The 19650-nt window shown below is 58.5% G+C and carries 16 protein-coding genes; 8 read left to right on the plus strand and 8 right to left on the minus strand.

The genetic code is table 11. The features are described from left to right. Positions 1 to 87 precede the first annotated feature (87 nt). The gene (locus BGE01nite_RS08670; RefSeq protein WP_146850048.1) at positions 88 to 1122 is read left to right on the plus strand and encodes a methionine synthase; all 1035 of its coding nucleotides are present in this window, start codon (positions 88 to 90) and stop codon (positions 1120 to 1122) included. Positions 1123 to 1217: 95 nt separating this feature from the next. Here BGE01nite_RS08670 and BGE01nite_RS08675 read toward each other — a convergent pair whose 3' ends face one another. The 4 genes from BGE01nite_RS08675 to BGE01nite_RS08690 all read right to left on the minus strand — a co-directional run bounded on the left by BGE01nite_RS08675 (position 1218) and on the right by BGE01nite_RS08690 (position 7373). Beyond that, positions 1218 to 2282, minus strand: a complete 1065-nt coding sequence (locus BGE01nite_RS08675; RefSeq protein ID WP_146850049.1) for a PA0069 family radical SAM protein — start codon at positions 2280 to 2282, stop codon at positions 1218 to 1220. A 17-nt stretch (positions 2283 to 2299) separates the two neighbouring features. Further along, a complete protein-coding gene (locus BGE01nite_RS08680) occupies positions 2300 to 2902 on the minus strand; it encodes a DUF6580 family putative transport protein (protein WP_146850050.1) in 603 nt (200 codons plus the stop codon). A gap of 74 nt (positions 2903 to 2976) precedes the next feature. Then, positions 2977 to 6936, minus strand: coding sequence for a M56 family metallopeptidase (locus tag BGE01nite_RS08685; protein WP_218032939.1), 3960 nt, complete (start codon positions 6934 to 6936; stop codon positions 2977 to 2979). A gap of 23 nt (positions 6937 to 6959) precedes the next feature. Further along, complete coding sequence (locus BGE01nite_RS08690) at positions 6960 to 7373, minus strand: BlaI/MecI/CopY family transcriptional regulator (protein ID WP_146850052.1); 414 nt, start codon at positions 7371 to 7373, stop codon at positions 6960 to 6962. Positions 7374 to 7675: 302 nt separating this feature from the next. On the opposite strand from BGE01nite_RS08690, the gene BGE01nite_RS08695 reads away from it, so the two are divergent. From BGE01nite_RS08695 to BGE01nite_RS08705, 3 genes are all read left to right on the plus strand, one after another. Beyond that, the gene (locus BGE01nite_RS08695) at positions 7676 to 8800 is read left to right on the plus strand and encodes an AI-2E family transporter (protein ID WP_170266683.1); all 1125 of its coding nucleotides are present in this window, start codon (positions 7676 to 7678) and stop codon (positions 8798 to 8800) included. Between the two features lie 110 nt (positions 8801 to 8910). Then, positions 8911 to 10257 (plus strand): coproporphyrinogen-III oxidase family protein, encoded by a 1347-nt coding sequence (locus BGE01nite_RS08700; RefSeq protein WP_146850054.1) that lies wholly within the window; start codon positions 8911 to 8913, stop codon positions 10255 to 10257. Continuing rightward, the gene (locus tag BGE01nite_RS08705; protein WP_146850055.1) at positions 10241 to 10858 is read left to right on the plus strand and encodes a hypothetical protein; all 618 of its coding nucleotides are present in this window, start codon (positions 10241 to 10243) and stop codon (positions 10856 to 10858) included. Before BGE01nite_RS08700 ends, BGE01nite_RS08705 begins: the two co-directional genes overlap by 17 nt. 11 nt (positions 10859 to 10869) lie before the next feature. Here BGE01nite_RS08705 and ispE read toward each other — a convergent pair whose 3' ends face one another. From ispE to BGE01nite_RS08725, 4 genes are all read right to left on the minus strand, one after another. Then, positions 10870 to 11733: a 4-(cytidine 5'-diphospho)-2-C-methyl-D-erythritol kinase gene (ispE, locus tag BGE01nite_RS08710; RefSeq protein WP_146850056.1), complete on the minus strand. Its 864-nt coding sequence runs from the start codon at positions 11731 to 11733 to the stop codon at positions 10870 to 10872. Positions 11734 to 11766: 33 nt separating this feature from the next. After that, positions 11767 to 12429 carry a purine nucleoside phosphorylase YfiH/LACC1 family protein gene (locus tag BGE01nite_RS08715; protein WP_146850057.1) on the minus strand — a complete coding sequence of 221 codons (663 nt, stop codon included), beginning with the start codon at positions 12427 to 12429 and terminating at the stop codon, positions 11767 to 11769. Positions 12430 to 12618: 189 nt separating this feature from the next. Further along, a complete protein-coding gene (locus tag BGE01nite_RS08720) occupies positions 12619 to 13062 on the minus strand; it encodes a MarR family winged helix-turn-helix transcriptional regulator (RefSeq protein ID WP_246145687.1) in 444 nt (147 codons plus the stop codon). A gap of 506 nt (positions 13063 to 13568) precedes the next feature. Next, positions 13569 to 14717 (minus strand): hypothetical protein, encoded by a 1149-nt coding sequence (locus BGE01nite_RS08725; RefSeq protein ID WP_146850059.1) that lies wholly within the window; start codon positions 14715 to 14717, stop codon positions 13569 to 13571. 335 nt (positions 14718 to 15052) lie between these two features. On the opposite strand from BGE01nite_RS08725, the gene ftsH reads away from it, so the two are divergent. The 4 genes from ftsH to BGE01nite_RS08745 all read left to right on the plus strand — a co-directional run bounded on the left by ftsH (position 15053) and on the right by BGE01nite_RS08745 (position 19470). Further along, entirely contained in the window at positions 15053 to 17158 is a 2106-nt protein-coding gene (gene ftsH / locus BGE01nite_RS08730) for an ATP-dependent zinc metalloprotease FtsH (RefSeq protein WP_146850060.1), read from the plus strand. A gap of 85 nt (positions 17159 to 17243) precedes the next feature. Beyond that, positions 17244 to 18251: a serine hydrolase gene (locus BGE01nite_RS08735; protein ID WP_146850061.1), complete on the plus strand. Its 1008-nt coding sequence runs from the start codon at positions 17244 to 17246 to the stop codon at positions 18249 to 18251. A 45-nt stretch (positions 18252 to 18296) separates the two neighbouring features. Next, on the plus strand, positions 18297 to 18662 hold the full coding sequence (gene queD / locus BGE01nite_RS08740; RefSeq protein ID WP_146850062.1) for a 6-carboxytetrahydropterin synthase QueD: 366 nt from the start codon (positions 18297 to 18299) through the stop codon (positions 18660 to 18662). 163 nt (positions 18663 to 18825) lie between these two features. Further along, positions 18826 to 19470: a hypothetical protein gene (locus BGE01nite_RS08745; RefSeq protein ID WP_146850063.1), complete on the plus strand. Its 645-nt coding sequence runs from the start codon at positions 18826 to 18828 to the stop codon at positions 19468 to 19470. Positions 19471 to 19650: the final 180 nt, after the last annotated feature.

The following is a 19650-nucleotide window of genomic DNA, read 5'->3' on the forward strand; positions in this document are numbered from 1 at the left end:
ACGAGCCGTCATGCGCTTTTCAGCCCGATTGATTGCACTTTGCGACATGGATTTGTGTTTTACCGCTCCTCGTCCTACCGTGCTTGCATGGATTCCCAACCTCTCCGCACCTCGGTCATTGGCAGTTACCCCTTCCCTGGCTGGCTGGAATTTTCTGCTCGGCATCTGGACCAGTTCGGCAGCGCTGATCTGGCGGAAATGCAGGACGATGCGGCCATGGTGGCCATCCAGGACCAGATTGCCGCAGGCTTGGATGTGATCACGGATGGCGAACAGACGCGCTTTGATTTCAATCTGTCCTTCTATGGCTTCATCGAAGGCATCGCGCTGGAGCCGGCGAGCCCGCGTCGGTTTGGCCCCCCTGCTCATGACCAGCGCGGCAAGCATGAGATCATCGGCGAGTTGAAGGCACCGCGCGGTCTCGGTGCAGTCGAGGAGTTCAAGCGCTTGAAGCGTCTCGCAGGCAGTTCAGGCAAGCGGCTGAAGGTCAGTGTGCCAGGTCCCTACACGCTGAGCGGCCGGCTGGCCCCTAACAAACAGTATCCCGATCGTTACGCCATCACCGAGGCCCTGCTGCCCATCGTGCGCCAGGAGATCGCGGATCTCGTGGCCGCAGGCGCGGAGGAGATCTGCGTGGATGAGCCGAGCATGAGCTGCTACGGCTTCCGCGAGGACACCAAGCGCTTCGTGGACATTTTCAATCGCACCGTGGAAAGCGGCTACCATGGTAAGTCGCGCATCTGCACTCACCTATGCTTTGGCAATTTCAAAGGCCACCCGGTGGGCTACCGCAAATACGCACCACTGTTCCCCGCCTTCCTGGATCTGCACTGTGATGAGCTTCACGTGGAGATGGCGAACCGCGAGTATGCGGAACTTGAGATCATCAGCCACATCGCCAAGCGAATGGATGTGGCCGTGGGCATCATTGATGTGAAGAGCTACTATGTCGAGACACCGCAGAACATCGCGGATGTCGTGAAGGCCTGCCTCACGCATGCCCCGGCGAACCGGCTGGTGTTCGCGCCGGACTGTGGTCTGAGCCAGACCGCACGCTGGGCCGCCAAGCAAAAGCTGGCAAACATGGTAGCCGGTGTGGAGATGGTGCGGAAGAGCCTCTAGAGGAATGACGAAATCCGAATGACGAACCGGGAGGCAGCTCGAAAGAGTCAAGGGCCACACACTCTTTCGTCATTCGGGCTTCGGCATTCGTCATTTTATAGCCCTAATTCCATCTGCCCGCCGAGTTGAGGTCGGCGGAAGTGAATGGGGGTGACTTCGGGGCGACGGTGCAGCATGCCGGCACGCTTGAGGGAGACTTTGAAGAGCTGGGCCACTTGCTCGGACCAGACACCGACACCTTTGAGACGCTTGCCGAAGTCGCCATGAGACAGGGTGCGGCCTTGAGTTTCCTCGATGCGGCCTAACACCTTGTCCTTCATGCCGGGAAAGTGCTCTTCAAGCCAGAGAGAGAAGACTTCCTTCACGCTGAAAGGCAGCCGGACCACGGTGTATCCGGCGAACTGAGCACCAGCTTCTTTCGCAGCCGCCATGATCGCGGGAATCTCACTATCATTGAGGCCTGGGATGATGGGCGCGATGGACACCCCCACAGGAATGCCAGCCTCAGCGAGAGTGCGAATGGCCTGCAGCCGCATCTTCGGGGATGAAGCACGCGGCTCCATCTTCCGGGCAAGGTCGGCATCCAGCGTGGTGATGGAGATGTAGGCAGCAGTGGCTTGAAAGCCTGCGAGTGTGGCAAGGTGATCCACATCTCTTGTGATGAGATGGTTCTTCGTGATGAGGACCACAGGATGCCGGCACTCCGCGAGAACCGCAAGACACCCGCGGGTGATCTCCAGCTTCTTCTCGAGCGGCTGATAAGGATCCGTCACGCCACTGAGCGAGAGATTCTCCGGAACATACTTTTCGTTCGCCAGTTCTGCGCGGAGTAAAGCAGGAGCATTCTCCTTGATGACGATGCGGCTCTCGAAGTCCACACCCGCTGAAAAGCCCAGCCACTCATGCGTAGGTCTGGCGTAACAATAAGCGCAACCGTGTTCGCAACCGCGGTAGGGATTCAGGCTGGCGCTGAAAGGCAGATCCGGGCTGTTGTGCCGGGTGATGACGGAGCTGGAGTGATCCTTAAACAGCTTCGTGGCGATCTTCGCCGGTTCCTCGCCCTCATCATACTGCACATGCAGTTGGGAAAAGCGCTGCTCCGTGTTCACCGCAGCACCCCGGCCGTGAGGTCGGACTCCCGGCCGCGGCGGAGTCTTCATGAGGATGGCTCCGGAGATCAGGCCGCAGCACGTGCCAGCCAGGGCATGGGAGCCGTGGCGCGGACACGAGACTCAGCATTGTAAGCCACAAGGAGGAGGCCACTGAAGCCGAGATCACTCAGCAGCGCGTTCTTCAGAAACACCCAGCTGGGCGCGAAGGCTGGAAGCCCAATGGTCTGCGCCTGCCACCAGCCTGCCAGTGTCTTGGCATAGCCCGGCTCCACCATCCATGCAGCCGTGTTCGTCACGCAGTAGAAGATGACGCTGCAAAGAGTGACGCCGATCAGCGACTGAAGCACGCTGAGGTTCCCGCGAAGGCGGGAGGCCACAAAGGCGGCCCCGGCATACATGCCATAGATGGCCAGGCTCTCACTCGCAAACGCAGACGCAGTGCCCAGGGCAGCCCAGTTAATGCCCAGCATGGCAGTCGGCCACACCCACCAAGGGAGGGCACGGGACATGACCAGCGTGCCCGTGAAGGCAAGGGCCATCCAGGGCGAGAAATTTGGCATCAACGTCATGCCAGTAGAGGTCATTTTAAACCATCGGAACACAAGGGCAGCAGCGATGAAGACCAGCGGGAGCCAAAGGAGTGCAAGAGAACGACGAGGGGCGGACATGATGGCTCATCATACGAAGTCTGGTGCGCTTCGCAACCCTTCGACACAGTTCATTTGAGCGGTTGTCTCCTTGTTCAGAGTTCCTCGCCGGTCAATTTGAAAACCTGTGGCTCATCCACGCCAGGACTGACCAGGACCTCCACCTTCTCCCGATGAATCTTGAAGGTCTTGGGATCCGTCCAATGGACGAAGCAAGCAGCCTTGCCGTCCACCAGACCTCCAACGGTGGCCTTGCCTTCCGAGTCCGTGGTGACCTGATGTCCGGGAATGCGTCGCGCCTTATAGCGCTCGTAAGCAGCAGCGTCCGCAGGACTGACGACGTGATCGATATCAAACTGAGAGGCAGTGAACCGGAAAGAACCCATGGAGAAGACCACGATGGTCGCCCCCGAAATGGCCTTCCCGTCAGGGTGCAGCACCTGGACCGCCCTCTGCTTGGTGACGGGCACGGCGGTGAGGTTCGTGCGCAGGACAAGCGGTGATTGGGGGTCTCTGGTATCCGCCGCGGGATCCGTGACACCGGCATCCTGACAAGCCCATGTGCTGCCGGCTGCAGAGAGCGTGATCCCGCCGCGAGGCAATGCGGCAAAACCAAAGCTGCCGTCTGGGTGAACACGGGTCCAGGCACGCCAAAAGACGGTCGGAGGAAAGCCTTTGACCCATTCATTGAGCTCAAGACCTCCACGCACCATCACCGTGGCGATGACCCAGCCCTCGCCGACCTCCCCTGCAGGCAGGTCGTTGATCTTGCCTTTCAAGGACAGGCCTGGAGACATTGGGATGGTGCCTTTGAAGGGCTGTCCCTTGGTCAAGGGTGCCAGTTGCAGCGGCGAAAAAAGCGCCGAGCCATCCTGCTGCGTGCCCTGGATCAGGAAACCATACCCGGGGATCGAGCGGACTTCCCCAACCAATTGTGTGTCATTGACCACTGATTTTCCGCTCTGGATTTCGGAGATGCTGCTGAGGGTCCAGCTGGCCAAAGGCAGGGCCACTGAGGCATCCAGGGGAAACGCTTCATAGATCTGAACCTGGGTGCGCATCGCGTCCGTGAGGGCTATTTTGGGTGTGGCTGAACCGTTCAGGCCGGTGCCACGCAGCAACAAGCCTGAGGCGCTCACGCCTGCCGCCGGTGCACGCGGAAAGGCCAATGATGCGATCCCCCTGGCATCCGTCGTCGCCGCCGGAATTCGCTGCGCCACGTCCTTGAGATCAAGGCGCAAGCGCGCCTGGTTCACGAAGTCCAGGGCCTCGATCTTGATTCCGGGAACTGGATTTTTATCCGCATCCACCACCAGCAGCTCCACATGCCCCTCAGCCCCTTCCAGCCGAGGGATGGGTTTCGGGCCAGAGGTGGCCTGTCTATCCACAGCAGACTGGAAAGCGAAGTCGGCATCCTCCAAAACGATGTCATTGAGGACCACCGACTTTCCATCACCAGCAGCCTCCAGTTTGAACCGGAGGGAGCGACCGGCTTTCAATGGATTCATCATGCCGCTTTTCCTCGGCGAAGGCATGACGGTGAGGGTGTAAATGTCCGGCCTGAGCGGATTGGTGATGAAACGCCCGTCTTTGTCGGGATCGACAAAGTGGTAGGTGCCTGCGTCTGATCTCAGGCTGATGCTGATAGAGTGCGCATCACTGATCACGGGATGCCCGGCGGGTGTGACGATCCTGCCCCGCACCGTGCGCATTTGTGCATCCACCGCTGGGGTGAGCGGAGGCAGCAGCCGGATCACTTTTGCCGAAGAGGATCCCGAGCCGATCGCGACGAGTTCTATCCGCTCAAACTTGTCATTCACCGCCACCCCGGTCATCCACGCATGCGGCAGGATTCGCTCTACCTCGTAGTTTCCGTCGGCGTCTGTCGTGATGCTCTGACGGTGGCTGATGCCCGGTGGCATCTCAGTTGCTCCTGGCTGCCTGAAGTTAAAGCCAGCGATGAGATCGATTTTCTGATTCACTAAAGCAGTGCCGTCCGCCTTCATGACACGGCCGCCAAAAGAAGCCCAGCGCTTCAACTTGATGAGGGCACCAGGACGCAAGTCCCGGGCACGCATGAAGCCGATGCCCTCCTCAGGATGAAGGGCCGCCACCCAGAGCTTGTCACGCAGCAAGGGATCCACCTCATGCAGCCGGAATGCACCGCCCTCGACAGAGGTACCGAGGCTGAAAAACATTCGACCGTCCGCCAGGCGGGCTCTTTTCGTTTTGTCCTTCAGCCACTCGAGGGTGATCGGTTCCTTCCGCTCATCCAGGACGGGTGAGTCCTCCACCACCCAGACAAAGGCATCCTTCACTGGCTGGCCCTCAGCATTCACCACCTTGCCAGGGATGCGCTGCACGGGTTCCAAGGCCGCATCATAAGTGGTCTCAGCACCGTTGAGGGTGATCACGGCGGCCTTTGACATCATGTCCTGAGCCCAGGCACGCACGATGATTCCGGCCTTGTCCGGAGATTTCACCTGGAGGCGGTAGTGACCAGTCTCCGAAGTGTGAACCGATGGCAGCGTCCAGCGATAAGCCCCGATGCCTTCGGGTTGCTCACGCCCATAGAAGACACGGGCGTCACGGATGGGCTTACCATCCCGCTTGTCCGTGATCCGGCCAACGATCCAGGTGGCTTTCGGCAGCACCAGACGGTGCTCCGCCACCTGGGTGTGACCGTTAAAATTCACGGCGGTGGCATTGGTATAGTCCGCATGGCGAGCGGTCAGCGTGAGGGTGGAGAAAGGAGGGATCTCATCAAAACGGAATCGCCCGTCCGCACCCGTCGTTCGCTGCTGGCTCTTGAACGAGGTGCCCAGGGAGTTCAGCGAACATTCCGCCTCGGAGACAGGTTTACCGGATTCGTCGACGATGATGCCGGAGACGGTGATCAGAGACTCCTCCACCACAGCTGTGGATACTTTGGCGACGACGGCGTCCTTCTTCGCATCTTCGGCGGGTGCCTTGGTCAGGCCGGTGATGGCGAGCAGCAGGAAGGCGGAAAGCCCGATGATCCAGCGCGTGCGACGACCACGGGCGATGTCCTTCAGTGCCTCAATGCGGCGACGAAGGTCATGCTTGTTTTCCGAGATGCCAAGGACGGTGGCTGCGGCGAGCCAGAGCATCCAACTGGCCGTCGCGCGGCTGGCGAAGCCGAGCAGCACGGTGCCAAAACGATGCGCCTCCGCGACATCTGTGCAGGCCAGAGCGCGGGCATCCGCCGCCATCTCAGCCTCCGCACGCATGCGTCGTGCGGCCCACCAGACCACGGGATTGAACCAATGCAGAGCGAGGATGAGGGACGTCGCCATCTGCGCCCAAAGGTCCCGGCGCTGCAGGTGCGCGAGCTCGTGCAGAAACACGAGCTTCAGTGCCGCAGGATCATTCTCATGCGCCAGTTCACGCGGCAGCAGGATCGCAGGACTCACCACGCCAAACAACGCCGGCGAGTGCACAGCCTCCGTGATGATCAATCGCGGACGGTGTGAAATGCCCGCCAGTGCACAGGCTTCGCTCAAGATCTCCGCCACTGCTTCTGGTGCTGGTGAGGCATCCAGGCGCAGCCGGGCGACCAACCGAAGATGCAGCGTCAACATCACCCCGAGCACAGCAAGCATTCCCAGCACCCAGATTCCAAGCAGCCATTGAGCAGGCATCAAAGCAGCTCTGCCTGCCTCAGGCGCTGTGATGACGGGAGGCGAAGCGGGCTGGATCTCCATCACTACTGGAGCCGGCGCAGGCGGCAACCGCGCCGGCTTGACGGACGCATCAGACACCTGCAACTCCTGCACCGGCTCGATCGGAGCCATGACCGCCGCAGGCTCGAAGCTGAGTTGCACAGCGGGCAGTTCAGTCACCTGGTTCAGCGAAAGACTGGAGGTGCCAATATCAGGAAGCGCAAAGCGCAGCAAGACGAGCAGCCAAAGGCCATGACGCCAGGCGGGTGACACATGCCGGCGCAGCAGCAGAAGCACGATGCCCAGACACAGGGCCAGCAGTCCGCCTTTGCAGGAAAGCAGGAAAAGATTCTGCAGCCAGGGATCAGACATAACAGGCAGTGTGTTCATAGATTTCAGGGCTTGGGCTGGATCTCATCAAGCAGGGCTTTCAGTTCCGTGATGTCCTTCTTGGTCAGCGAATGATGCTCTGCCATGTGAGCCACCAGCGGCTGCAATGCCCCGCCGAACAAACGTTCGAGAAAGCCGCGCGTCTCCTCCGCCACACAGGCGGATCGCTGGACTGCTGGAGTATAAAGAAACCGGTTCCCTTGCGGCTCTGTGTCCACGGCACCTTTGCCCGCGAGCCTGGTCAGCAAGGTCAGCACCGTCGGGCGCTTCCAGCCCCGCTCCTTCTCCAGATGTGCCACGATCTCCTGGGAGGTGCGCGGTGCATGATCCCAAAGGAGCTCCATCACGGACCACTCAGCTTCGGTGATCGTCACCGCTGGTTTGGAATCACGGCTCTTTTTCGCTGATTTTTTGCTCATGTCTACAAGCGTAGCCAAAAACGACTACACTTGTAAACATCTATTTTCTCCGCCGGGCATTTTGCCCGCTGATTGAACAGGAAGCTGACTTCCCGCTCTGAATTCAAAGGCACTCACAATGCCGCCAACCCTCAAGAAGCCTGTCACGATGACTTTTCATCCGTCTAATGAAACAAATGAAGGGCTTTTCCCTTGTATGTCCATGTATCGTCTATGACCTTTGAAGAAGCAGCCACCTGATGTCACCCGACTATGAACATCCTGAAAAAAGCACTCCCGGAAGCCAGAAGAAAGGTTCCCGGATGCTGCTCACGCTTGCGAGCCTTTTCATCGTCCTCGCAGGACTGAAGGCTGCGGCAGGTGTGCTGGTGCCGATCGTGTATGCATTCTTCCTGGCAGTGCTCAGCTTTCCCTTGCTGCGCTTTTTGGTTAGGAAACGTCTTCCGTTTGTGGTCGCACTCGGCACCACCCTGCTGATGAACCTTGGCGTGGTGGCCGGGATCATCTTCCTGGCGGTGCGGCTGTTGATGAGCTTCAACAAGGATATTCCTCGCTATCTGCGCGGGCTGCAGAGTTCCATGAACGAGTTCGCCGTGTGGTTGCAGGACAACGGCGTGAATGATGCCAAGTCCACCATCGACAGCATGTTCGACTGGAACCAGTTGATTGGCTATGCCACCCAGCAGGATGTGGTGACGCGCATCGGCTCCATGCTGGGCAGCACCTTTGGCACGGTGGCCACCTTTCTGGCGAGCCTGATCATGGTGCTGATCGTCATGATGTTCATGCTCATGGAAGCGCAGGGCACCGAGCGCCGTCTGGTGGCGGTGCGCCAGGCTGGAGGTCCTGACTTCAGCGGCCTGCTGCGCAGCGCCACAGACATCCAGAAATATCTCGGAGTGAAGACCCTCATCAGCGCCCTCACAGGTGCGCTGGCCGGTGTGTGGTGCTGGTTCTTCGATCTACAGTATCCCCTGCTCTGGGCCATCCTGGCCTTCGTGTTCAATTTCATCCCCGCCGTGGGTTCCAGCGCCGCCAGCATCCCGGCCATCGTCGAGGCTCTTGTTCAGCATGGGACCGGAGCCGCAGTGGGTGTGGCGCTGGGCTATGGGCTGGTGAATTTCTGTCTGGATAACTTCGTGCAGCCCCAACTCCTCGGGAATCGCTTCGGCATCTCGGCGATCGTGGTGGTGCTCTCGGTCATCTTCTGGGGGTGGCTGTGGGGTCCGCTGGGCATGTTCATGGCGGTGCCCCTGACCATGGTGATCAAAGTGCTGCTGGATAACAGCGAGGAATTCCGCTGGATCTCTGTGGCCATGGCGCAGAAGAAGATCCGCCGGGGTGAGGTGGAGGTGGTGGGCTATGATCTCGCTGACGAAGAACTGCTCGGCTCCGGCGCCAGCACTGAGACCCCAGGCCGGAAGTAAAAGGCTCGCCCCGACGCCTGAAGCTATCCCCTGTACAGGCGACAATTCCAGGCTGGCAGTTTTTTCCGGCAGAACTATCTTCTGACAAGCGTTCCTTCCTTTGCCCCCCAATGTCCACCACCCTGGATTCATCCCCCCCTGCCACGGTCAAACCCGAAGAAAAAACCGAGGTAGGCAATTACTTTGTCTCGAACTACCCGCCCTTCTCCTTCTGGAAACCTGAGCAGGTGCCTTCCGTTGAAGCCGTGATGCAGCGCCCCGCCGCGCATGACATCCCCCTCGGCATTTACTTTCACATCCCCTTCTGCCGAAAGCGCTGCCACTTCTGCTACTTCAAGGTCTACACCGACAAGAACGCCCAGGAGATCCGCGCTTACATCGATGCCGGAATGCGCGAGATGGAGCGCTACGCCAAGACGCCTTACATCGCAGGCCGAAAGGCCCACTTCGTCTACTTCGGCGGCGGCACACCGAGCTACCTCAGCGTGCCTCAGCTCCGCGAGCTGACCACACGCATGAAGGATTGCGTGAGCTGGGAAGGAGCCGCGGAGGTGGCCTTTGAAGCAGAGCCAGGCACGCTGAATGAAACCAAGCTCACGGGCATCCGCGAGATCGGCGTGACCCGTCTCAGCCTGGGCGTGGAGAACTTTGACGATCACATTCTCGAGTCCAACGGACGTGCCCATCGCAGCGGCGAGATCGACAAAGCCTACCGCTTTGCCCGCACGCTCGGCTTTGAGCACATCAACATCGACCTCATCGCCGGCATGATGAATGAGACCGAGGAGAACTGGAAGGTCACCGTGGAGAAGGCGGTGCAGATGGGACCTGATGCCGTGACCATCTACCAGATGGAGGTGCCCTACAACACCACCATGTACCAGCAGATGAAGGCTGAGGGCAAGGTCACCGCGCCCGTGGCTGACTGGCCGACGAAGCGCCGCTGGGTCAGCTACGCGTTCGATGAATTTGTCAAAGCTGGTTATACCGTGACCAGCGCCTACACCGTGGTGAAGGATCCGCAGCGCATCAAGTTCGTCTATCGTGACGCGCTTTGGGAAGGCGCTGACCTTCTGAGCAATGGCGTGGCCTCCTTCGGTCACCTGGGCGGCATTCACTATCAGAACCAGGCCGAGGTCGGCCCCTACATGCAGGCGGTGGATGCCGGCAAGCTGCCGATCTTCCGCGCCTATGAAACCAGCCACGAAGAGCGCTTCGTCCGCGAGTTCATCCTCAAGATGAAGCTCGGGCACAGCGAGTTCGGTTACTACCAGGAGAAGTTCGGTGTGAACCCGCGCGAGTTCTTTGCACCGCAGCTCGAGTATCTGGCTGCGGAGGGTTTTGCCCGTCTCACAGACAAGGACGTCACCCTGGATCGTGAAGGACTGCTCCAGGTGGACCGCCTTCTGCATGATTTCTTCCTGCCCCAGCACCGCCAGTATGCTCGATACACCTGATGCCATCTTCGCCGCTCCCTCGACGGTCGAAAGCACCCGGGCAGGCGCAAGCACGCAGTCCCAGGTCCGGCAGGATGAGGACATTCTGGCTCCGCTGATCTTCTTTTACGGGATCGGTAGCACGCGGCCGCGCGTGACCTTTGCCGAGCCTGAGGCTCTGGCTGAGCGCGAACGCGGCCTGCTGGTGCATGATCGTGACATGACGCCCCATCTTCGGGATTTCCATGGCTGCGAGATCGATCTCGATGTCGCGGCACGGGCCCGCATCGGCAACTATCTGGTGCGCGCCTCCGTGCTGCATCGCCGTAGAGACGGCATGCCGGTCGAGTTCGGTGCCATCGGCATTCATCTGGATCTGCTCCCTGAAGAAGCGCAGCATCTCGTCCTGGAAGGACTTGTCCCGTTTGGCGCTATCCTGGAGCGCTATCAAGTGCCTCACAGCAGCCATCCGCGGGGTTACTTTCGCATCGCGGTGGATCAGCGCCTGGCTGATCTTCTAGGTGCCACCAGCGGACAGGTCCTCTTTGGCCGCTGCAATGAACTCCGTCACGGTTCTGGACGTGTGCTGGCAGATGTGGTCGAGGTCCTGCCAAGAGGCTGAGCCAATAGCGATCATTCGCTCGCCAAAGTCCGTGTGACCTGCACCCAGGCTGTGTCACCGCAGTAGTGGCGCGCTTCTTCAGCCAGCGCTGCCGCCTGTACCTCTGTCTGCGTGATGGCAAACATGGTGGAGCCCGAGCCGGACATGAGCGCCGCACGGACACCGCCACGATCCAGCAGCCATGTCTTCAAGGCGGGCAGCAGGCGGTGCTTTTCAAAGACTGGCCGCTCCAGATCATTCACCATGGCTCCCCAGGGGCACAGCTGTGGCGCATAAAGCACGCCCGGCAGTTCCTTGGAGGTCGCCCAGTTCTTGTAGGCCCATGGCGTGGGGATGGGGAAATTAGGCTTGATCAGCACCATGGGAAGCTGCCAGGGGAACTCCGCAGGCACCACCCGCTCACCACGACCCGAGCCATCGGCAGCGGGAGCATCCAGCAGGAAACAAGGCACATCCGAGCCGATTCCGGCCGCAATCTCGATCAAGGCCTCCAATGGCAGCGGATTGGACAAAAGTTGGTTCGCCGCTTTCAAGATGGTGGCCGCATTGCCACTCCCCCCACCGAGACCCGCGCCATGAGGGATGCGCTTCTCCAGATGAATGCTCCATCCCTGCGAGATGCCAGCACGGGCTTCGAAAGCTCTCAGCGCTTTGATGGCGAGATTGGAATCGTCCGTCGGGATACCGGGGACATTGCAGGTCAGGGAGATGCCCGGCTTTCCACCTGTCAGTGTGAGGCTGACGGTGTCTGCCACATCGATCTTCACCAGCCGGGTCTCCACCTCATGAAAGCCATCCTCACGCTTTCCCAGCACTCGAAGCCAGAGGTTGATCTTGGCATAGGACGGGAGATCGAGGCTGGTGGGAGCGGGCATGGGGAGGTCGAAACAGAGACGTTCACTTTCACATCAAACTCGCCTGCCAAGCAAGGCCAGCATGCGGCCGGTGCGCCCCTTTTCCAGGCGATACGAGTAATAGCGGGCAGGATCTGAGGAGGTGCAGATGCCGCAGTCATCGTAATGCTCCGGCAAAATTCCGGCCTCAAGGCAGCTCTGACGGATCTGGCCCGCGAAATCGACCTCGTAGGCTGGCGGACGGATGCATGGACCTAGCTGCACACGGATATTCTCCGGACGGGCACCGAAATGCTCTCCCATGAGGCGGATGCCCTCAGCCGCGATCCCCATCTCAGAGCCCTTTTTCCCTGAGTGCAGCACTCCAAACGCACCGCTGACGGGATCCGCCAGATAGATCGCTCCGCAGTCGGCCACATAGATGCCGATCACCACCCCTGCCCTTCCCGCAATGATTCCATCCACGTCAGGGATCGCAGCCGCAGGCGGCTCGTGAACCACGGCCACACCTTTTCCATGCACCTGCTGGGCGATGCAAAGACTGCCCGGAGCAAACCCCATCTCCTCAGCCTGCTCGCGATGCCAGCCCCAGAGTCGCTCGACGACCTCGAACCTCTCCGCGTCCACGGCAATGGTCGGATGGCGCAGCGTGAACCGGTGAGAGAAAGCGGGCAGCCTCTCCAGCAGCGGAAATGTCATCCAAAGCGAATCGTTCATGCCCCAGCGATGGCACAGATCCTGTGCATGAACGAGAAGAAAGAAGCTTCAGGCATCAAAGCGGACGCTTACCGGCCTGAAAGGCTAACGGCCTAACTTAAAAAGCTTCATGATGTCTCTGCCTGAAAATCAAAGGGCGCGCACGGAATCAACGTGCGCGCCCTTCAACCGAACACGAACAACAAAAAATCAGCGGGTCAGCACCGGCTCAGCCTTGCGGTAGGAAGACAGGAAGCTCACGGCATCCGAGGCGGAGCTTTCGCTCATAGCCTCAGCAATCTGGCTCTGAAGCTCGTCGCGAAGGCGGTTGACCAAATCAAGCCCTTTGGAGGTCACGCGGACCATCACCTTGCGGCGATCATCAATGGCGTGGGTGCGCTCCATATAGCCAAGCTTCTCAAGGCGGTCCACCAGCCCCGTAGCGGCAGCCGTGGAATGCCCCATCTTCTTGGCGATGTCCGTCATGGTCAGCTCCTTGGAGGATGCCAGGTAGCTCAGCAGGAAGAACTGCGCGAAGGAGATGTTATCGCGGTTAAGTTCCCGCGACAGGTTAAGCAGGAACTCACGCTGACTGAACAGAATGAAATCTGCCAGCTTAGCGTGGTCTTTGCTCTGGGATGAGGCAGGTGTCATAGTGGGCATGTCGGGAGCTTATGGTTTTTTAAAATAATCGAATTGTGCCGAAATATACAGAGTTCAGAAAATGAGATCAAGGTAAAAACCATATTAACTGTAAAATTAACCTTATGCTAATTGCCCAACTCTCATCCGTGAGAAATTAATATATTTGAATTATCAACCATGATCCCGCACGAAGCAAGATTTTTTCAATCTTTTAGCCTCTTCTCCCTCCTGCGGGGAGGGCTCCTGCCATCCTGTCAATGGCCCTTTCTTAGCATGCTGGCGTTATCTGCAAGCATCTCCACGAGCTTCCTACTTCAGCAGGCAAATCTATTTCCCCAGCGTCTAACTAACATTCTGACTGCCCGTCATCGGAAGCGTACTACAGTTTTACACTAGATTGCCTGATATCCAGCCGCGCCAACCCGGGAGGCTCCTCAAATGAGGCATCGTCATCGGGGCACAAAAAAGGGTGATGGAGGTCATCCATCACCCTTTGAAATCAGGTCAGGCGAATCTTAGTTGTTTGAGACACCGTTGGAGGAAGTGCCGTTCGGGCCGACACCATTGGCGCTATTCTGAGGATTGAAGGTATTGATCGGGTCAACGTTCTGCTTGCCGCCATCTTCCTTGCCCTCTCCACCTTGTCCATTGCCCTGGCCGTTACCATTGCCGCTGCCACCACCATTGAAGGTAGCTGTGCCAACACCACCGATATGAGCGCTTGCGGTAAAATTAGGCGGGTTGAAGTCGGGCTCCCAGCGCAAGGCGACATAGCGAGCCTTGACCGTGTCACGTGTCTTCACCTTCAGGGAACCAGCACCCGAGGCATCTTCACCCGAAGCCACTGGCTGCGTGCTTTCGAAAACGGTGGGGTCAAAAGCCAGACGACCGCGCCAGTCTTCTTTCTCAGGCAGGGTTTCAAAGGCATACACCGCCAGACGGACCGGACGGGGGGAATGAACTGAGCCAAATTCGCTCAGCGAACGCACCTGACCGAGGTCATACACGGCTGTGCGATATTTTTCGTCCGACTCCGGAAAGTCGATCTGATTCGCTTCCAGAGCGTCGCTGCGGGCACCATAGAGCTCAGGATTGACATAGATCAGACGGCCACCACCGATGCCAGAGGCAAAGTTGATCATGGAACCGGAGCCATCTGAGTTCTGAGTGACTTCGTAATCAGCGGCCGTGTGGCTGCCAAACACCTGGAAGCTCCGGATGGAACCACCGCGGATCAGTTCAAACTCCAGACGAAGGTAGCGCCCCTGGGCACGACCGAGATCCATGGACACAAAACGATCTGCAGGAGCAAACACGGAGGCCACTGCTGGATTCCAGGCCTTGCCATCCGAGCTGACGGAGGTGCTGACCTTGCCTTCAATGCCATCACTGACGAAGGTGGCCCTGGAAATGACCGACTGCTTCGTGAACTTGATGACCGCGCTGCTGCGGCCACCGGCCAGGTTGATCGGACGAAGAGGGTCACCTGCGGTCAATGCGGCGATCGGAGTGACGCCATCCGAGCTGGACACCGTAGTGCCAGCGGAGGACAAGCTCATATTGACCTGCTTGCTCTCATTTCCAGGAAGACGGCTCCACTTGGCTACTGACATGGTGAGCAGAGAGGCTGTTGTCAGTAGTACGAAGACGGGGGCTTTTTTCATGATGCGACGATACAGGCGTTATGGAGTGGAAAATTTGACTTTGCGGATAGTCCTTTGCAATTCAGTGATTTGAACCATAGACGCTAGAGGCTGTAAAGACAATTTTCCTTCACACAAATAACTGTGCTCAGGGCCAGAATCACCCCCAAATCCATGATTTGAAGCGCCGGGCTGACACCCTGCTGCCGGACCAAGGTCCAAAAGCTCAACGAAGCAGAGACGGGGCCATCTTTCGATCTTCTGAACATTGTTCACTCGGAAACCCCTTTTACAAAACAAATCGTGGTGTGTAAGATTGAGCGGCGTATTTCTCCAAGCCATCTTAACACCCCCTCATGTCAGACGACCCATCCCCACGCAACGACGGCCCGAATCGGCGCAATCAGGAACCTCAATTCAATTGGAAGGGCTTTTTGCTGCTGGCCGTGGTTGTCCTGCTCTTCGGCGCAGCCATCACGGTGGGCAAGCAAGCAACCGTTGCTGAGGGCATCACTTATAAGTACTTCAAACAGTTGGTTGAAGAGAACATGATTGACCGGGACAAAGATCTTGTCCTGGTTCAAAAGGACACAACTTCCGCCGAAACCATCGAAGGTTACAAGCTTGCCACAGCTCCCACCGGCACAGGCACGAACAAGCTTTCGGCGCCCCAGCCTGTGGATCCCGAGGCCAAGCCAGCCCCCTCCAGCACAGCGCCAACGCTCAAAAAAGGCAGCGTGAAGTTTAGCGTTCCTGTTTCCATCCAGTTCCAGAAAGAGGAACTCCAGGCCCTGATGACGAAGCACAACCTTGTGCTGATTCCGAGATACGACAATGATCAGATGGGTGCCCTGTTCATCTCCATGCTGCCCATCATGCTCGTGTTGGTCCTGATCTTCTTCCTGGTCCGCCAGCAGATCAAGACAGCCGGACGCGGAGCCCTGAACTTCGGTAAGAGCCGGGCCAAGATGCTCTCCCAGGACCGTAACAAGGTCACCTTCAAGGACGTCGCTGGCGTTGAAGAGGCCAAGGACGAAGTCCAGGAGCTGGTCGAGTTCCTCAAAGACCCGAAGAGATTTCAGAAGCTCGGTGGCAAGATCCCCAAAGGCGTGCTCATGACGGGCCCTCCTGGAACGGGCAAGACTTTGCTGGCGAAAGCCATCGCTGGTGAGGCCGATGTACCTTTCTTCAGCATCAGCGGCTCTGACTTCGTCGAAATGTTCGTCGGCGTCGGTGCCAGCCGTGTGCGTGATATGTTCGAGCAAGGCAAGAAGAATGCTCCCTGCCTGATCTTCATCGATGAAATCGACGCCGTGGGCCGTCACCGTGGCCATGGTATGGGCGGTGGTCATGATGAACGAGAGCAAACGCTGAACGCATTGCTGGTGGAGATGGACGGCTTCGACACGCAGGAAGGCATCATCATCATCGCAGCGACAAACCGCCCTGATGTGCTTGACCCCGCGCTGCTTCGCCCGGGCCGCTTTGATCGCCAGGTCAGTGTCTCGCTGCCCGATGTGAAAGGCCGTGAGGAAATCCTGCGCGTTCACGCCAAAAAGGTGAAACTCAGCGAAACCGCAGATCTAAACAAGATCGCCCGTGGCACGCCTGGCTTCTCGGGTGCGGAATTGGCAAACCTGATCAATGAAGCCGCCCTCCTCGCGGCACGACGTAATCTGAAGGCCATCAATAGTGCCGAGCTTGAGGAAGCACGCGATAAGGTCCGCTGGGGTCGTGAGCGCCGCAGCATGGCGCTCAGCGAGAAAGAAAAGGAAAACACGGCCTACCACGAGGCTGGTCATGCCATTCTCAACGAGTTGCTCGAGCACACCGATCCGCTGCACAAAGTGACCATCATCCCCCGCGGCCCATCCCTGGGCTCCACGATGATGCTACCGGAAGAGGACAAATTCACCCATCGCAAGAGCGAACTGCTCGACAATCTCGTCGTGACCATGGGGGGACGCGTGGCTGAGGAGATCCAGTTTGGCGACGTGACCAATGGTGCCAGCGGGGACATCCGCATGGCCTCGCGTGTAGCTCGCAGCATGGTCTGCTCCTGGGGCATGAGTACGAAGCTGGGCATGATCGAATACGGTGAGAATGAGAGCACCTCCTTCATGGGTCGTGGCAGCAGCAATTACAGTCCGGACACGGCACAGAAGATTGATGAAGAAGTGAAGCGTCTCATTGATGAGGCCTATCAAAAGGCCACACAGGTTCTTCTGGCTCATAAGGACAAGCTTGATGCCATCGCCGCAGCCCTGCTCGAATATGAGACCCTCGACGGCAGCCACATCAAGGAGATCATGAATCATGGCCGGATGCTCAATCCGCCGAACAACAAGCCATCCCCACCACAGCCACCACCCGTTCCAAAGACCCCGGACGCACGTCCAGTGACCCAGGATGAGGACGAGTCAGATGGCCTGCCCGGCGGCTTGATCGGCGTTCCCACCTGATGTGATTCAGCGCTGCATCAGCATTCTCACACGCGTTCGGCACCTCGGTGCCGGACGCGTTTTTCTTTTCCTGCTTCTCACCACCATGCTGCACGCAGATCCAGAACTGGATGCCTTGCTGAATGCGGTGGCTCCAAGAATTCCCAAGTGGGCCACCGTCTGCATCGTGAGCGAGAAGGAAGGCAAACCGGAGTTCCAGTGGCACGACTATCAAGAGACCGGCACACGCACAGACTTCTGGCCCGCCAGCACGATCAAGCTCTACACGGCCATCGCCGCACTGGAGCGGATCAAGGAACATGGCTTCACCCTCGACACCACGATCCAGTTTGAGCACCAGGACAAGGACGGCACGTGGCACCTCGACTGCGCCCGCACCATGCGCGAGATGCTGAGCGAGGTCTTCCGGCGCTCGTCCAATGAGGACTACACGCTGCTTCTCCGGGTGTGCGGTGTGGACTGGCTGAACAGCAGCTTCCTCACGCCCGGGCGGGGCTTTCAAAAGTCAGCCCTCATGCGTGGCTACGTCAAAGAGCGTCCATGGGTCTACATGCGCGAGGAGCCGCAGCGCCTCCGGCTCAGCAGCGCGGATGGGACCAGGACACACACTCTAGATCATCATTGGTTAGGCCACTCCTGGTCGCAGGAGCGCGGCTGCACGGTGATTGATGTGAAGACGGGCAACATGACCACGCCCCGCGATTTGGCGGAGTGCCTGCGCCGGCTGATGTTCCATGCGCAGATCCCGGAGTCGGAGCGTTTCAAGCTCAGTCAGGAGGAGGTGGACTTCCTGGTCCATGGCGGCCTTGGCTTCACCGGCTTGGAAACGCAACACGCTGATTCCGCGCCCAATGCCTGGAAAAGCGCGCTGGAGACGCTCTTCCCGAAAGCACGGTTCTACCACAAATGCGGCATCATCAACGACTACTCGCTGGAGGTCGCCTGCCTGGACGACCGCGCGAACGGCGGTCCTTGCTTCATTCTGGTCCCCATCATGCAGGCTGGCTCCGCCACCAAACCCGTCTCTGGTGGTGCCCTGACCGGTCAGATGAGCCTCGCCATCGGCCAATGGGTCAAGAAACAACACCCTTGACCATCTCTTGACCTGCGGGGCGAACTCTTGAATGGTGCCCCACTCATGCGCGCCCGCATCATCAAAGACTTCCGCTTCGAAGCCGCCCAAACCCTCCCCACCCTGCCCTCCGACCACAAGTGCACGAAGATGCATGGTCACAGCTTCAAGGTGGAGATCACGGTCGAGGGTGAGGTCGATCCGAAGATCGGCTGGGTCTACGATCATGCCGAGATCAGCCGCGCCATGAAGCCCATCCTGGACCGCCTGGACCACAGCTACCTGAACGAGATCGAAGGCCTGGAGAACCCGACCATCGAATACATGGCTGCCTGGCTCTGGAAAAAGCTCGCCCCCCAGCTCCCCGGTCTGGCCGAGATCACCATCCACGAGACCCCCAGCGCCCGCTGCGTGTTCCGCGGGGAGTTTTAAGGTCTGTAAAAGGCTCCCGATAGCACTTCGCATGCCCACGCTGGCTTTGCGCGCGTGACTGGTAATCTACGGTCAAATCTACAATGCCATGCATTTCTCTCGCGTGTCACTCATCGTCTGCCTCCTCGCGTTGTGGCTAACACGTCTCGAGGCAATATCCCCCATGTCTCCAGCGGAAGCCTGGGCGAGATTTAAGATCAAGAAAGAGCTGACTTTAACCAACGGTCCAGACATCTACGAGAGCTTTGCCAATCACTACAATACCGCGGGCACCATCGAACACGGCTTGGGCGACCACAATTACTATGATCTCACGTTGGCGTGGGAAAGTCATCTTGAGGCGGACATGCAAGCATTTTCCCTGACAGTCCCCGAAGGCACGACCGTTTTGAAAGCTCTGGAAAAGATTGCAGAGCAGCGCAAGGAACGCCTCACGACCTGCGGCAATTACCTGTTGGTCACCGCAGCCACTCGTTCCCCCATGAAGAACGACAAGCGGAAAAAGTATGATCATGCGGCAGAGTTTGACCGCCTAATGTTCACGTTCATCGCCAGTTCAATCATCATCCGCGAGCCAGAGGGAGGATTGGATGACTTTCTCAATGCCAAACTTCAGCAAACGTGGGAGCTTAGCCATCCATCCAGTCCATGTCCCTACCGAGTCAAAAGCAGCGATGCTGCGCAGAAAAGCATGTCCAACGCCAATCTATTGGGCATTTGGTCCTATGGAGAGTTGTTTGAAGTTTTGGCGTATCTCAGCGATCTGCGATGGCAAATTAATGGCACAACCATCCAGATCGATAAGTGAGGATGTGACGTCTCCAGACACTGCCAAATCGGCTAAACCCTACCCCGTCATCAGCGAGCCATCTGACAGATGAAGACTCGACAAGGAACCGGGGTTGGGTTTTGCTCTTGTTCACAGGAGCTACCATTATTCACACGCTCAGCTGCCTTTAACGATCCCACATCTTGTTTAAGATAGGTT

It is taken from the genome of Prosthecobacter gellanilyticus (genome assembly GCF_007992435.1).
In the GTDB taxonomy this organism is placed as follows: Bacteria; Verrucomicrobiota; Verrucomicrobiia; order Verrucomicrobiales; family Verrucomicrobiaceae; genus Prosthecobacter; species Prosthecobacter gellanilyticus.

Excerpts from the sequence above, each read along its gene's own strand:
- BGE01nite_RS08670 (WP_146850048.1), top strand. The coding sequence starts at position 88 with ATGGATTCCCAACCTCTCCGCACCTCGGTCATTGGCAGTTACCCCTTC.
- BGE01nite_RS08675 (WP_146850049.1), bottom strand. The coding sequence starts at position 2,282 with ATGAAGACTCCGCCGCGGCCGGGAGTCCGACCTCACGGCCGGGGTGCT.
- BGE01nite_RS08680 (WP_146850050.1), bottom strand. The coding sequence starts at position 2,902 with ATGTCCGCCCCTCGTCGTTCTCTTGCACTCCTTTGGCTCCCGCTGGTC.
- BGE01nite_RS08685 (WP_218032939.1), bottom strand. The coding sequence starts at position 6,936 with ATGTCTGATCCCTGGCTGCAGAATCTTTTCCTGCTTTCCTGCAAAGGC.
- BGE01nite_RS08690 (WP_146850052.1), bottom strand. The coding sequence starts at position 7,373 with ATGAGCAAAAAATCAGCGAAAAAGAGCCGTGATTCCAAACCAGCGGTG.
- BGE01nite_RS08695 (WP_170266683.1), top strand. The coding sequence starts at position 7,676 with ATGCTGCTCACGCTTGCGAGCCTTTTCATCGTCCTCGCAGGACTGAAG.
- BGE01nite_RS08700 (WP_146850054.1), top strand. The coding sequence starts at position 8,911 with ATGTCCACCACCCTGGATTCATCCCCCCCTGCCACGGTCAAACCCGAA.
- BGE01nite_RS08705 (WP_146850055.1), top strand. The coding sequence starts at position 10,241 with ATGCTCGATACACCTGATGCCATCTTCGCCGCTCCCTCGACGGTCGAA.
- ispE (WP_146850056.1), bottom strand. The coding sequence starts at position 11,733 with ATGCCCGCTCCCACCAGCCTCGATCTCCCGTCCTATGCCAAGATCAAC.
- BGE01nite_RS08715 (WP_146850057.1), bottom strand. The coding sequence starts at position 12,429 with ATGAACGATTCGCTTTGGATGACATTTCCGCTGCTGGAGAGGCTGCCC.
- BGE01nite_RS08720 (WP_246145687.1), bottom strand. The coding sequence starts at position 13,062 with ATGACACCTGCCTCATCCCAGAGCAAAGACCACGCTAAGCTGGCAGAT.
- BGE01nite_RS08725 (WP_146850059.1), bottom strand. The coding sequence starts at position 14,717 with ATGAAAAAAGCCCCCGTCTTCGTACTACTGACAACAGCCTCTCTGCTC.
- ftsH (WP_146850060.1), top strand. The coding sequence starts at position 15,053 with ATGTCAGACGACCCATCCCCACGCAACGACGGCCCGAATCGGCGCAAT.
- BGE01nite_RS08735 (WP_146850061.1), top strand. The coding sequence starts at position 17,244 with ATGCTGCACGCAGATCCAGAACTGGATGCCTTGCTGAATGCGGTGGCT.
- queD (WP_146850062.1), top strand. The coding sequence starts at position 18,297 with ATGCGCGCCCGCATCATCAAAGACTTCCGCTTCGAAGCCGCCCAAACC.
- BGE01nite_RS08745 (WP_146850063.1), top strand. The coding sequence starts at position 18,826 with ATGTCTCCAGCGGAAGCCTGGGCGAGATTTAAGATCAAGAAAGAGCTG.